Origin of the sequence: Clostridium sp. NSJ-49 (genome assembly GCF_014287725.1) — a bacterium.
GTDB classification, from domain to species: domain Bacteria; phylum Bacillota; class Clostridia; order Clostridiales; family Clostridiaceae; genus Clostridium; species Clostridium disporicum_B.
Genome location: NZ_JACOOP010000003.1, coordinates 46,036 through 60,890, shown reverse-complemented (window position 1 = coordinate 60,890; position 14,855 = coordinate 46,036). Strand labels below are relative to the sequence as shown.

Sequence of the window (14,855 nt, the reverse complement as noted above, 5' to 3'; positions counted from 1 at the left end):
ATAATAACAAATTACTATTAAAACTTATATAAAAAACATTAAAAGTAGCCTTAGTTAACCACTATAAATAACTAAAGCTACTTTTCACATCTATTTTAATTATATATTATTCTTACACTATTAATCATTATCTTTAGATATTATTACTCTCATATTTTCATCATATTTAATCCCTAATTCTTTAGATAGCTTATCATTTAACTTTGTAAGTTTATCATGATACTCTTTATACTCACTACTTAATATTTTCATGTTAGGTAAAAATATATCATAGTATCCACTGCTATTAAAAAATTCATTAAGTTGCTTTTTAAACTTATAAAAAGGATTCATAACTTTTAATAATGATTTATCATTTTGTTTTTCTATATTATCCAATAATTTTTGCTTATACTTTTCTAACTCTTCGCCTTCTGCATTTAGCATATTGTTTATTTCATTTCTTGTATCATCATTTATTTTCTTTGATATTTCATCACTTATATTCTCATATCCAATTTGAATAAATCTAGGTATTTTTATTTCAGGAACATTATCTAAAAATTCAACAATATTAATCCATGCTTCATATTTATCAGGAGTATCTATAGGTTCATTTAAGTATGGTGCAAAATGATATGCTAAATATTTTCCCATTCCATCAGGAAAAGCTCTAATCAACTCTCTCTTAATAAATTCTCCATTATTTTTTTCACTTTCAATAATCTCATCATTTAATTGTTTTATTGAAATTCTATCGAAGTTATTTTCTATTATTTCTTCTAAATATCTCTTTTGCATTTTTATTTGAATTTCTTTATTTTGTTTATCTTTAATAATGTTATTAATTATATCTTTCTTATCTCTACTCTTTATTATTACCTTAATATCTTTAATGCTTATATCTAATTTTCTATACAAGGATATTTCATTTAATAAAGCTATATCCTCTTGTGAATAATTTCTATATCCATTATCGCTCTTTATAGGCTTTATTAATCCTTGTTTTTCATAATATTCAATTGCTTTCTTTGTTAAGCCTGTTAATTTACATACTTCATTTATTAACATATAACCACCTCTAATTTAGATGTTAATCTAATGCCCTAGGTATCAGTCAATAACAATTTATTACTTTTAAATTTTCATATTCTTTGTGATACGGTTCTCAGTAACTATTGCAAGTACTAATAGTTTTACCATTTTATTCTTCTGTTTGTTTTCTACATAATTATGGTATAATTCTAAAGTACAATTTAAAAGTTGAATGTGGGCTACTGGTATCACTCACCTTTCTTGTGAAAGGAGGTGATACTAATGAGTAACGATGATTTAATGTTACTATTTACAGCAGGTATATTCTTAATAGCATTATTAACATTTATAGTGTTACTTATAGAAAAAATCTCAAAAAAATAGTAGCCCCATCTCGCAATTGGAAAGCTACTATTTTTTATCTAATAAAAACATAGTGATACCAGTTGCCTAAGCAACTAGAATTGTATATTTAGTAGAGTGTTGACGCACTCTACTTTTTTATTTTCTGAACTTCTTATTTATATTATATCAAATTTTTATAAAAAATAAACTTAAATATATTTAATAATAATATCTTTATAAAAATATGTTGTGGCAAAAAAGTGCTCCCCTATTTAAGAGTAGCACTTCTTTCTTAGTATACGCTAATCCTGCTCATAAGCCAATATATCTCCAGTATTAGCATCTACTTCATAACTATATTCTCTATTATTATAATAAAATTCTACTTCATATTTTTGAATCCCATAATCAAAATCTAATTCTGTCCTTTTGAAAGTAACTTGATTACTTGTTAAACCTGCATGTGATAATACAATTTGTTTTGCTTCTTCTACTGAAATCTTAGCTATGTTATTTACATTGCTTTGATTATTATTGTTTTGAATATAATCATACTCCATATCATAATCATATTGTATAATTTGTCCATTATATGCGTTAATTTCATAATCATATTCTTTACCATTACAATAAAACTCTATGTCGTATTTTTGAATTCCATCATCAAAATCCTTGTTTGCTTGAACAAATGTTACTTGATCACTACTTAATCCTGCATGTGATAATACAATTTGTTTTGCTTTATCTAATGAAATATCACCTGTATTATTTACATTATTATTTTGTATACTAGATTCAGTGTTATTCCCATTACCGTTATTTGCTACACCTGAATTTGTACATCCTATTAAGCTAATACTAACTGTTACTATAATCGCTGCTAAACTTAATTTTTTCATTTTTTCTCCTTTTGTTAAATATAATTTATATCACTTGAAATATACACTTATCCTCGTATATTTATCTAATTCACTATCTATTTGAATTTTAGCATTATAATTATTTGCTATTCTATTTGCAATGGATAATCCAATTCCAAAAGAATTATTATTTACTCTAGATTTATCAATCTTGTAGAATCTCTTCATTACATTATTAATTTCATTCTCTGGAATTCCAATCCCATTATCCTTAACTTCTAATTTTAATTTACTAGCTTCTTTTTTTAATGTTATTTCAATTTCTATATTATCCTTATTGTTATATTTTATAGAATTATCAATAAATATAATTAATAATTGTTTTAAATCATTTGGGTCAATTTTCATATTTATATCTTCATCAGTATTAACGATATATTTTACATTTGGCTTTAAAACTCTATATTCTTCTATAACCTCATCAACTACTATTATCGGATTAATTTCTTCTAATTTATCTAAGTTTATTTCTGATTTTTCTGCTTTAGATAGTAATAACATATCATTTACTAATTTTTTTAATCTTTCAACTTCTTTTAAACATATATCCAATGATTTCTCTAAACGATCTTTATCATTCTTTCCCCATCTTTTAAGCATACTTAAGTGTCCATGAAGTGCTGTCAGCGGTGTTTTTAATTCATGTGATGCATCTGACACAAATCTACTTTGCTCATGAAATGCTTCTTCTAATTCATCCATCATTGAGTTAAAAACAATATTTACTTTATCAATCTCATCATTTAGTCCTGAAATCTCAGCTCTTTTATTGATACCATTTTCCTTTATTTCATTCATAGTTGTTGTAAGCCTTCTAAGTCTATTTATAAAATTCTTTGAAACGTAAATAGCTCCTATACCACTTAAAATCAATCCTAAAATTAATGTAAAAATTAAAATTTGAAAAGAGTTTTCAGTAAAATCCTTCAACATCTCATTTTCTCTAGCTATCTGTAATGTATATTCGGACCCTGCTATATTTATTGGGGCTGTTAGTACCATATATATATCAGAATCAAAAAATCTAGGTTTAATTGAAATATCTTTATTTAAATAATCAAATTTAATATTTTCCCATACTTCAGATAGAGATTCATAGTATATTTTGTTTGATGAATAAATCCTAATATATTCATCATCATTTGCTAAATGTTGTAAGTATTGATAAAAACTATTTTCTGATATTTGTACGTTTATATCTTGAGATAAACTAACTATCTCTTTATACCTATCTTTTAATAAATCTCTTTCATATTCATCTGTAAACATACCAAATGCAATTAGTTGACCAATTGTATATATAAATAAAATTAAACCAATTATAAAAAATGATTTTTTCATAAATTCTAAAAATATAGGTACCTTTTTAGTTTTCATTATTAGCTCCTCATAATATAACCAACTGATCTAACTGTTTGTATATATTGTTCCTTATTCTCATTATTTAACTTTGACCTTAAATATCTGATATATACATCTATAACATTAGTTTCTGGTTCATATCCATATCCCCATATTTTTTCTAATAGTTCTTCTCTAGTAACCACCTTATCCTTGTTATCTAGCAATATCATTAATAATTCATACTCTTTATTAGTTAAATTTATCTCATTACCATCTTTTTTAACAATTCTTGAACTTTTATTAATTGTGATGTCCTTAAATTTTATTATGTAATTATTTGAATTATCTTGCCTTCTAAATACTACTTCAATACGTGCAAGTAATTCTTCTATTGCAAATGGTTTTGCTATGTAATCATCCGCTCCTATTTGAAGACCATTAACCTTATCCATTACACTATCCTTTGCACTGAGCATTATTACCGTGGACTGTTTTTCTCTCTTTAATCTTCTACATATTTCAAAACCATTCATAGAAGGTAACATAACGTCTAATATTATAAGATCATATTCGTTTTTTAAAGCTTCTTCCAAACCTTCTCTACCATCTTCTTTAATGCAAACATTATATCCTTCATATTCTAATTCTCCTTTTACAAAGTCAGAAATATTTGCTTCATCTTCAACAATTAATATGTTTTTCACAGTGATTGCTCCTTATTTAATTCATATTTGAATTTTAATCATAATAGCTATCTAAATCTGTAATAACACCTAGGCTAGAATTTACATCAGCCTTTATCAGCATATTATTTTTATCTTTTATTTTAAATTCATATTCAAAACTAAAAGTATCTAAATCTAATCTTTTATTAACTCTTACTATTTCTCCTTGAACTGATTGAAGTACTATTGCTTTTGCTTCTTCAACTGTATAATTAATATTAGATTTTGCTATACTATAAACAGTTGCAAATGCTGCAATACCTAATCCAGCTATTATGGCTACTACTATTGATGCTCTTTTTATTAATTTTCTTTTATTTGTTTTTATTTTATCTCTTATTGTTTCTAAATATTCATTCATATTATCTTCTCCTTCTTGCTAATCTGTAATTGAATTATATAATACAAGCTAATATCTTTCATGAAGACAAAATTAGAGTAAAATTAAAATTTTTTAATCTTTTTACACAAAATATACACCAACTGTAATTATTAATATTAAGTGTAATTTCTTTTTCTAGTAATAAAAATATAAATTCAACTAACAAAACTCAAATTTTAAGTTTCTCCATTATACTTATTAAAAATTTCAAAAAAAAATAGTAGTCTTTTCATATAAAAAGATTCTACTATTTCTATAACTTATTTATTAATACTACTATTTTTAATATTCACTTCTCTTTATTCTAAGATTTAATTTCTAATCGCTGACATTCACACATCAATTTTTCTATTAATTAATTCTAACTTCTCTTTTCTCTTCAATTGCTTTATCTCATATTCTCTCTTCATTGCATCTATCTTATCTTCAAACTCTTCATAATATACTAATTCCACTGGTAATCTAGCCTTTGTATATTTTGCTCCTTTACCAGTGGAATGCGCTTTAAATCTTTTCTCCAAATTGTTTGTCCAACCAGTATATAGACTATCATCACTACACTTTAAAATATAAACATAATTCATATCAACTTATCCATCCACATCTTTATTGTATACATTTATTATAATATTCCTTATTTATATGTAAAAGGCATTGTATAAAAGTAAGAATCATTTTTTTAATTGCACCTTATTTTCACATAAGTAAAGAGCTGTTCATCGAACAGCTCTTCTTACTTAGTATTTAATATTATAAATCTTTTTCATCATATAAATGACAAGCTATTTTATGTCCATTTTTCATTACTCTTAATGTTGGTGCTTCTTTAGTACAGATATCCATACATTCTGGACAACGTGTATTAAATTTACATCCAACTGGTGGATTAGCTGGAGATGGAAGATCTCCCTCTAATATAGTTCTATCCATCTTAACATCTGGATCCGGTACTGGAACTGCACTTAATAATGCCTTAGTATATGGATGCATAGGATTATTAAATAGCTCCTCAGTTGTTGCATATTCAACTAAATTTCCTAAGTACATTACACCTATTACATGAGAAATATATTTTATTACTGATAAATCATGCGATATAAATAAATAAGAAATACCTCTCTTTTCTTGAAGTTCTCTCATTAAGTTTATTATTTGTGCTTGAATAGAAACATCTAATGCACTTACTGGTTCATCAGCAATAATTAAACTTGGATTAAGAGCTAATGCACGGGCAATACATATACGTTGACGTTGTCCTCCTGAGAATTCATGTGGGTAACGATCTATATGATATGGTCTTAATCCACAATCCTCCATTATTTGCATTATATATTCTCTATACTGCTCTTTTGGAACTATTCCATGTGCTCTTACAGCTTCACCTATAATTTCACCAACAGGCATACGAGGATCCAATGAAGAGTATGGGTCTTGGAAAATAATTTGAGCTTGTGGTCTAATTTTTTGAAGCTCTTTTTTAGACATTTTAAATATGTCTTTTCCATTTAATATAGCTTCACCTTCTGTAGGTTCTACTAATCTTAGTATTGTACGTCCTATTGTAGTTTTTCCACAACCAGATTCACCTACTAGCCCAAATGTTTGTCCTTTTTTTATTTCAAAAGACACCCCATCAACTGACTTAACATGTCCAACAACATGTTGGAATACACCAGCTTTTATAGGGAAATGCTTCTTTAAATTTTTAACTTCTAAAATATTTTGGCTACTCATAATTACCTCCTTAGTTATTTATAAAGATGACAGCTTACTTTATGTGTTTGTGTTATTTCCTTAATAGGAGGGTAATCTCCAAAACATTCATCATTACACTTATCACATCTATTTTTGAAGTAACAGTGATTTGGCATATTAATTGGATTTGGAACATTTCCAGGTATAGAATATAGCTTATCATTACCTTCATTCATACTTGGTAAAGACTTAATTAACCCAATAGTATATGGATGTTTAGGATCTTTAAATATTTCATGTACTGTTCCTTTTTCTATTACTCTACCTGCATACATAACAACTACATAATCACACATACTAGCTACTACTCCAAGGTCATGAGTTATAAGCATTATAGATGCATTTATTTTATCCTTCAAATCACGAAGTAAATCTAATATTTGCGCCTGAATAGTAACGTCTAATGCTGTTGTAGGCTCATCTGCAACAATTAATTGAGGGTCGCAGCATAATGCCATTGCAATTACAATTCTTTGTTTCATACCACCACTTAATTCGTGAGGATATCTATTAACTATACCTTCTGGATTAGCTATACCTACTAGTTTTAATAATTCTATTACCCTAGTTTCTACATCTGCTTTTTTCATCTTAGGGTCATGCAACATAATTGGTTCAGCTAATTGATCACCAATTGTAAACACTGGATTTAAACTAGTCATAGGTTCTTGGAAAATCATTGAGATTTCATTTCCACGTAACTTTTGCATTTCTGTTAAAGGAAGTTTAGCAATATCTACTGCCTTTCCTGAACTTTTATTATTAAATCTTATTTCTCCACCAACAATTTGTCCTTGTGGTCCTTGTAATAATCTCATTATAGAAAGACTAGTTACAGATTTACCACATCCTGATTCACCTACTACACCTACTGTAGCTCCTCTTGGGATATCAAAAGATACTCCATCAACAGCTTTTACAGTTCCTGTATCAGTAAAGAAGTGAGTTTGTAAATTATGAAACTCTAATATATTATTTTCATCCCTCATAGTTACTGTATAATGAGATTCTGGTACATTTTTAAGTTTCTTATCCTTATTATACTTCTTATACATCTTTGAGTTGAATTTCTTTATTTCTTTCATTTTAGCTCTTTGTTTCTTTTTATATTCTTTATTATTCATTTCCACTTCTACTCACCTACCTCTTCATCCTTGGATCGAATGCATCTCTTAAACCATCACCAATAAAGTTAAAGGCCATAACTATGAATAATATCATTATTCCTGGTGGTAACCAAATATTTAAGTAATTTTTCATTATTACAGTACTATTAACCGCATTAACCATATTACCTAATGATGCATATGGGAATGAAAGTCCTACTCCTAAGTAGCTTAAAGCTGATTCAGTTAATATGAAACTACCAAGATCCATAGTAGCCATTACTATGATTACTGGAGTAACATTAGGAATTAGATGCTTAAATATCTTACGACTTACACTTAAACCACAAGCTTCTGCTGCTTGCATATAATCCATTTCACGTATTGAAAGAATTTGTCCTCTAATCATTCTCGCAACACCTGCCCAGTTGAATACCCCCATTATAAGCATTAAGAAATAAATCTTCATCTGAGGCTTTACTCCAAAGGCAGCCATCAATGATGATGTAACAAGCATTAACGGGAAGAATGGTATACAATAGAATATTTCAACTAATCTCATGATTAACATATCTATCTTTCCGCCATAATAACCAGCTATTCCTCCTAAAGTTACTCCTAACAGCAACTCAATGATTGTTACAACTACACTGAACATTATGGATATTCTTCCACCGTACATAAGTCTAGTTAATACGTCACGACCATCAGCATCAGTACCTAAAGGGTGAGAAGCTGACATTGGAGCTTTTACATTAACTCCTACATTCTTCCCTTTAATTCCTTCCGTATCAGTCATTCTTATTTCTTCACCAGTTGTTTGATTTATATAAAATATTTCATATTCTCCATAAGGTGAAAATAATGGTCCTACAAATGAGAACAAGGAAATTGCTAAAATAATACATACCCCTAAAATAGCTAACTTGTTTCTTAAAAATCTTTTCATTATTAGCTGACCTGGAGTTTGAATTATTTGGTTTTTCTCAAAACTATCTTGTTCTTCTTGGTTAGATTGCTTAATGTTTTTTAATTCTTCTGCAGTTATCATCAAAACCCCTCCTAATTATATCTAACTCTCGGATCAACTACTGCGTATAATATATCTGAAATAAGTGTTCCAAGTAATGTAAGTACAGCCATAAACATTAGGTATCCCATTAAGAAAGGTAAATCCTTATTTTGAACTGCATCAAGAGCTGCTTTTCCTAATCCAGGAATAGAGAATATTCCTTCTGATATTATTGCTCCTGCAAACAAGCTTGGTATTGTTCCTCCGATAAATGTTACTATTGGAATTAATGTATTTCTAAATCCATGCTTTCCTATTACTTTACGCTCAGATAAACCTTTAGCACGTGCAGTTCTTATATAGTCAGCATTTAATACTTCTAACATATTTGTTCTAACATATCTTAACCATCCACCAATACCAGTTATTACAAACACTGTAATTGGTAAAATAAAATGGTATCCAATATCTAAAGTTAATCTAAATCCTGTAAAATTTTCTCTTGCCGTTACCATACCTGATAAAGGAACCCATCCCAGTCCCATAGCAAAAACTCTTTGTAAAACAGCTGCTAAGAAGAAGCTTGGTAAGGATATTCCTGCTAATGCAAGAAAAACTATAAGATAATCTGTTTTTGTATATTGTTTTGTAGCCGCAAGTATTCCGAGCGGAATCGCTATACAGAGCTGTATAACAAAAGCAATTGCTGCTAATGAGAAAGATGTCCACATTCTGCTCTTTATTACTTCAGTAACAGGCTTTGCATAAAGGAATGATTTTCCGAAATCTCCTGTGATAGCTTTTTTTATCCAAGTTACATATCCTTCAATAACAGTTCCATTTAACCCATAAGATTCTCTTAAAAACTCTTTTTGTTCCGCTGTTATACTTGGATTTCCTGATGTCATTTGCTCAATAAAGTCCCCAGGCATTAAACGTAATATCCCATAAATCATGAATGATACTCCGAAAAGAACAACTATACTAATTAATATACGACGTATAACATATTGCTTCATAGATACACCTCTTTCGTTCAGATTTAAAATTATTTAATGATATTTTTTATATTGGCTAATTAATACTTTATTCACACATTTGCAATAAATAAATTACATTTAAAGTATTTAATGATATTAGTTACTACAGTATTTACTTTTACATTTCAATTAAATTTTAGTTTTATAATCATTGCACTAGATAACTTAAATTTAATTTATTTATTGTAACTATATGTAAAATATGAGGATGCTAATTAAAACATCCTCATACATTAATACTATAGAACTAATTTAATTCTAATAAATGAATTTCATTTACATAATTGTAATAAGTTGAAGTATTTGAAGGAATTGTGTCAACGTTAATTGTATTAGGGTTATAAATTAATAAGTTTTTACGTTGGTAAACTGGCATATAAGTAGCCCAACTCATAATTTGGTCTAACTCTTCTGCAACTAATTCTTTTCTTTCCTCAATGTCAAGAGTTTGCATTACTTGTTTTAAATATTCATCAACTTTTGCATCTTGTACCCAAGTTCTATTAGATCCACCTGATTTAGTAGATTCACTACCGAAGATTTGAGTTAAGTCACAGTTTGTAGATTTACCCCAAGCCATAACCCACATATCAACGTCATCGTTGTTTATACGGTTAGTTAATATTGAGAAGTCAACGTCACTAACTATTAATTCAGCTCCTAACTCTTCCATATCAGATTTCATTTGAGTTAAGATTGGTGTAGATGGATGTGATGAAGCATCTCCTATAGCAACTTCTACTGAAAGTTGTTTTCCATCTTTCATTAACTTACCATTTTCTTGTACATATCCAGCTTCTAAGAAACAAGCTAAAGCTTTTTCTTTATCATATCCCCAATATTCTTCTGCATCTTGTGGATATTCTGCTAATGTTGGAGTCATTGGTCTTTCTATAACTTGAGCTAATTCACCATAGTAAGTATTTACTGCTTGTTCTCTAGTCATTAAGTGCATTAAACCTTCACGAACTTTTAACTCTGGAACTCTCTTAGCAGATATTGCTATATATCCATATCCAGGGTTACCAACTAAAGAATATTCAATTCCGTTAGCTTCTAATTCATCCATTAATTCTAAAGAAGCACTTGGATCTGTTATATCTATATCACCTGAAATAATTGCATTAACTTTTTGTTGTTCATCAATTACTTGGTATTTAATATTTTCTATCTTAGGAGTACCTAAGAAGTAATCATCAAATCTTTCAACGTGTACAACGTTGTTATTGTATCCAACCCATTTGAATGGTCCAGAACCCATTGGAGTACCACTCTTAGCTTTTACCATTGATAAGTCACCTTTAACAAATCCCTCACCATAGTAATGTTCTGGTGTTAAGTAAGTTTGTGCTAATTGACGGTCTCCGATTATATTGATTCCATTAACTAATACTGTACAAGTTAAATCATCAACTTTCTTAATACCTTCGATTTCTGGAACATCAATACCATCAGCTAAACCTTGGTTTATATAGTCTTCAGAATATACATTTGTCCAGTAAGTAACTGCATCATATCCATCAGCATACTTTTCATATTCACATTTAGCTAATAATTTTAAGAATTCATCACTCTTTGAAGCAACGCTATCAGCCTCATATCCTTCATCCTTTAAATATTGAACGAAAGTTCTTCCATCTCCAACATCTCCATTTGGATCCCCAGCATACCAACCTTCACAGTTAGTAGCAATTAAATATTCTATAAACCCTTCTTCAGTTGCAGCTTTTGCATTAGCTTCTTCAGAAATTTTAGCTACTTTTGATGTATAATCAGCATCATCATAGTAGTATTCCTTTAAACCAACTATATCTAAAGAAGTAACGAATGTAGACATACCATCATATGTTGGGTCTGCCATTACATAATAACTAAATATTAAGTCATCAATAGTAACATCTTCACCATCATGGAACTTCATTCCTTCTTTTAATTTAATTGTATAAAGTGTTTGTACAGTTCCATCTTCAGCTTTAACTTCTTCTGAACTTATGTGACCAGCCTTGTCCACTAATTCATTATTTTCATTTAATTCTGATACTACGCTGAATACTGTTTCAAATGCTTGTGCATCATATGCTGTAGTATAGAAAAATGGATTAAATACTCCATTAAATGATTGAGTACCAATAACTAATGTATTATTGCTACTACCACCAGAATTGCTACTGTCCCCACCGTCGCTAGTTGATTTATTACCACAGCCAACAGTTAGTAACATAGTACTGGCTAATAGTAATGCAAGTATCTTCCTTTTCATGTTATTTCCCCCTTTTTATCTTTGTCATTTTTATAAATTTATATAAAGTGCTAAATTTTATAGCAATTATACTCTTTTATTCTAATTTATATTGTGTTTACTACTATTTTTACTTATTTTACATTTTATTACATATATATGTGTTGGTAAAATTTTACCATAATCATTTTATTAAGTCAATCATGTTTTTTATATTTTTTTAATATTTATTTTTATCATTTATTTTTAATTTGTCACAAAATGTGCTTTTTTAGTTTCATTTTGTTATATTAATATAATTTTAATAGACTTGTTTTAATAAATTGATTTTTAATTATTGATTTATTAATAGTTATGTTATAATCTTATAAGACTTATTTCATAAAGGAGATGTTTACAAATGAATTGTAAATTTTATTTACATAAAGGTAAAAATAAGAGAGCAGAACAAGGTCGTCCTTGGATATATATAGATGAAATAAATGAATATGATGGCGATTATGAAAATGGCGATATAGTTGAGGTATATAATCATAAGAATTATTTTATTGGAAAAGGTTATATAAATGACCAAAGTAAAATCACTATCAGAATAATGACTAGAGATATAAATGAGGAAATCAATGAAGATTTTTTCAAAAAGAGATTTGCTGCTGCATGGGATTACAGAAAAACTGTAATAGATACATCTTCTTGTAGATTTATATTTGGTGAAGCTGATTTCTTACCTGGATTAACAGTTGATAAATTTGGTGATTATTACGTAATTCAAATTTCTACTTTAGGCATGGACAAATATAGAGATATAATCGTTAAAATATTAGTTGAAGAATATGGTGCTAAAGGTGTTTATGAAAGAAGTGACATAAAGACTAGAGAAATTGAAGGTTTAGAACAAACTAAAGGATTCTTAACAGAACCTTTCGATACTAATATTGAAATAGTTGAAAATGGAGTTAAATATATAGTTGATTTAGAGAATGGTCAAAAGACTGGATTCTTCCTAGATCAAAAGGAAAATAGAGCTGCAATGCATAGAATATGCAAAGGTAGAGATGTTTTAGACTGCTTTACTCATACTGGTTCATTTGCTTTAAACGCTGGAATAGCTGGGGCAAAATCTGTATTAGGTATAGATGTTTCTCAACATGCTATAGACTGTGCAACAAGAAACGCAGAGCTTAATAATCTTCAAGATACTGTTAAATTTGAATGTCATAATGCTTTTGATGTTCTTGGTGATTGGTCAAGAGAAGGAAGACAATTTGATGTTGTTATCTTAGATCCCCCAGCCTTCACTAAATCTAGAAATACAGTTAATGCTGCAATAAGAGGTTATAAGGAGATTAACCTTAGAGGACTAAAAATGGTTAAACCAGGTGGATACTTCGCTACATGCTCTTGCTCTCACTATATGAGTGAAGAACAACTTAAAAAGACAGTTCTAGAAGCTGCTCACGATGCTAGAAGAACTTTAAGACAAATAGAGGTAAGAACTCAAAGTTCAGATCATCCAATCCTTTGGAATTCAGATGAATCATACTACTTAAAATTCTTCATCTTCCAAGTAGTTTAATCAATTAAGCATAAATAATTAAAAAATAAAGCCAGCAAAGCTGGCTTTATTTTTTTATAAACTAATTTCATCATTAATCATTAATTTTTAATTCTTACTTATTAATTAAAGTTATCTATGTTAATAAGTAACATTACAATATTTTATATTTTTTTCTTCGTAATTTAAATTATCATAAATATTTCTTATAATTTCTGAAATATCTTCATTTGACTCGTAACATCTATTATCTATATTTATTAAATTTCCTTTAACTTCTATAGTATGATTAACCTCTCCAGTTGTTTGTATTAAAAAATCCCACTCTGATATTCCTTGGTCAATTACTTCAAATTTATATAATTTATTAATTGACTCTATAATATTATTAATATCTTCTTCTTTATTAACAAATTTAAATTTTGCCTCCCCAGATAGTGACTTAATAGTTAATTCTTTTACCTCATTTTGATTAATAATAAAATCTTCACTATTTTCTAAACTATAATTTGATATTTCTGGTTCAGGTATACTACTCCTTTGAACACTATCTGATTGCATATCCATAGTAGTACTCTCATTTATTGTTAAACTACCATTAAATACTGTATATCTTAATCCAACAAAAAATACTAACGCAAAACAAGCTACCATAGATATTATTTTTCTATTCTTATACCACTTTTCTTTTTTATTATCTTCTAAACACTTTAAAGTTTCTTCTATTTTGAGATTAAAAGATTCTGGTAAAGTGAATTCATTATTTTCATCTTCAGTTTTTTTCTTTAAAAACTCATCAAACTTATCCATGAAGATCCTCCCTTAAAATATTATATAACTTCTCTTTCGCTCTCGATAATCTCGACTTTACTGTACCTTCTTTTATCCCTAAAGCATTTGCTATATCTTTATATTTCATATCTTCAAAATAAAATAATATAGTTGTAGTTCTCAAGTCCTCATCCAATGAATTTATAGCATTATACAATGTTAAATCCTTATATTTATCATTAACTTGTACATTAATAAAATGTTCATTTTCAACACTTATCTCTTTACTTCTCTTTTTATAAATAGTATTGCTTTCATTTATTACTATTCTTATAAGCCAAGTCTTAAATAAACTCTCATCTTTTAAGGATTTTATATTTTTATATGCTTTTAGTATTGCTTCAGAAACAGCATCTTCCACATCTTCTTCTTTACTTAATATAGATTTTGCTACTCTATACATTGACATTTTATTTATTCTGATTAGATTACAAAAAGCATCTTTATCACCATTTTTTGCTCTTCTTACTTCTATGCTCACAACTTTATTATTCTGAGTCTCCATTGAAGCTTCCACATAATCCGCTCCCTTCAAAAATTAGACTTTTAACATCTTTAATTTGTTCCCTTAAATGTTATTTTAAATT

At 28.1% G+C, this 14,855-nt stretch carries 15 protein-coding genes; 2 read left to right on the top strand and 13 right to left on the bottom strand.

What is annotated here, in order from left to right; translation table 11 throughout:
• Positions 1-120 precede the first annotated feature (120 nt).
• Positions 121-1,050, bottom strand: coding sequence for a MerR family transcriptional regulator (locus tag H8S10_RS01650; protein WP_186837742.1), 930 nt, complete (start codon positions 1,048-1,050; stop codon positions 121-123).
• A gap of 246 nt (positions 1,051-1,296) precedes the next feature.
• On the opposite strand from H8S10_RS01650, the gene H8S10_RS01645 reads away from it, so the two are divergent.
• Positions 1,297-1,398: a putative holin-like toxin gene (locus H8S10_RS01645; protein ID WP_041081648.1), complete on the top strand. Its 102-nt coding sequence runs from the start codon at positions 1,297-1,299 to the stop codon at positions 1,396-1,398.
• A 263-nt stretch (positions 1,399-1,661) separates the two neighbouring features.
• Here the strand turns inward: H8S10_RS01645 and H8S10_RS01640 are convergent, their stop codons facing one another.
• The 10 genes from H8S10_RS01640 to H8S10_RS01595 form a co-directional block, all read right to left on the bottom strand.
• Positions 1,662-2,258, bottom strand: coding sequence for a PepSY domain-containing protein (locus H8S10_RS01640; RefSeq protein ID WP_186837741.1), 597 nt, complete (start codon positions 2,256-2,258; stop codon positions 1,662-1,664).
• A gap of 30 nt (positions 2,259-2,288) precedes the next feature.
• Positions 2,289-3,656, bottom strand: coding sequence for a HAMP domain-containing sensor histidine kinase (locus tag H8S10_RS01635; protein WP_186837740.1), 1,368 nt, complete (start codon positions 3,654-3,656; stop codon positions 2,289-2,291).
• Between the two features lie 2 nt (positions 3,657-3,658).
• Positions 3,659-4,327, bottom strand: coding sequence for a response regulator transcription factor (locus tag H8S10_RS01630; protein WP_055265148.1), 669 nt, complete (start codon positions 4,325-4,327; stop codon positions 3,659-3,661).
• A 34-nt stretch (positions 4,328-4,361) separates the two neighbouring features.
• Positions 4,362-4,709, bottom strand: coding sequence for a hypothetical protein (locus H8S10_RS01625; RefSeq protein ID WP_186837739.1), 348 nt, complete (start codon positions 4,707-4,709; stop codon positions 4,362-4,364).
• 353 nt (positions 4,710-5,062) lie between these two features.
• Positions 5,063-5,314, bottom strand: coding sequence for a GIY-YIG nuclease family protein (locus tag H8S10_RS01620; protein ID WP_186837738.1), 252 nt, complete (start codon positions 5,312-5,314; stop codon positions 5,063-5,065).
• A 166-nt stretch (positions 5,315-5,480) separates the two neighbouring features.
• Positions 5,481-6,464, bottom strand: coding sequence for an ABC transporter ATP-binding protein (locus H8S10_RS01615; RefSeq protein ID WP_186837737.1), 984 nt, complete (start codon positions 6,462-6,464; stop codon positions 5,481-5,483).
• A gap of 14 nt (positions 6,465-6,478) precedes the next feature.
• A complete protein-coding gene (locus tag H8S10_RS01610; protein WP_347707658.1) occupies positions 6,479-7,474 on the bottom strand; it encodes an ABC transporter ATP-binding protein in 996 nt (331 codons plus the stop codon).
• 151 nt (positions 7,475-7,625) lie between these two features.
• Positions 7,626-8,642 (bottom strand): ABC transporter permease, encoded by a 1,017-nt coding sequence (locus tag H8S10_RS01605; protein ID WP_186837736.1) that lies wholly within the window; start codon positions 8,640-8,642, stop codon positions 7,626-7,628.
• Positions 8,643-8,653: 11 nt separating this feature from the next.
• A complete protein-coding gene (locus H8S10_RS01600; RefSeq protein ID WP_186837735.1) occupies positions 8,654-9,622 on the bottom strand; it encodes an ABC transporter permease in 969 nt (322 codons plus the stop codon).
• Positions 9,623-9,890: 268 nt separating this feature from the next.
• Positions 9,891-11,903 (bottom strand): ABC transporter substrate-binding protein, encoded by a 2,013-nt coding sequence (locus tag H8S10_RS01595; protein WP_186837734.1) that lies wholly within the window; start codon positions 11,901-11,903, stop codon positions 9,891-9,893.
• 379 nt (positions 11,904-12,282) lie between these two features.
• Here H8S10_RS01595 and H8S10_RS01590 point away from each other — a divergent pair, with 379 nt between their 5' ends.
• Positions 12,283-13,458, top strand: coding sequence for a class I SAM-dependent rRNA methyltransferase (locus H8S10_RS01590; protein ID WP_186837733.1), 1,176 nt, complete (start codon positions 12,283-12,285; stop codon positions 13,456-13,458).
• 120 nt (positions 13,459-13,578) lie between these two features.
• Here H8S10_RS01590 and H8S10_RS01585 read toward each other — a convergent pair whose 3' ends face one another.
• The gene (locus tag H8S10_RS01585) at positions 13,579-14,247 is read right to left on the bottom strand and encodes a hypothetical protein (RefSeq protein WP_186837732.1); all 669 of its coding nucleotides are present in this window, start codon (positions 14,245-14,247) and stop codon (positions 13,579-13,581) included.
• The gene (locus tag H8S10_RS01580; protein ID WP_242855889.1) at positions 14,240-14,785 is read right to left on the bottom strand and encodes a sigma-70 family RNA polymerase sigma factor; all 546 of its coding nucleotides are present in this window, start codon (positions 14,783-14,785) and stop codon (positions 14,240-14,242) included. Before H8S10_RS01580 ends, H8S10_RS01585 begins: the two co-directional genes overlap by 8 nt.
• Positions 14,786-14,855: the final 70 nt, after the last annotated feature.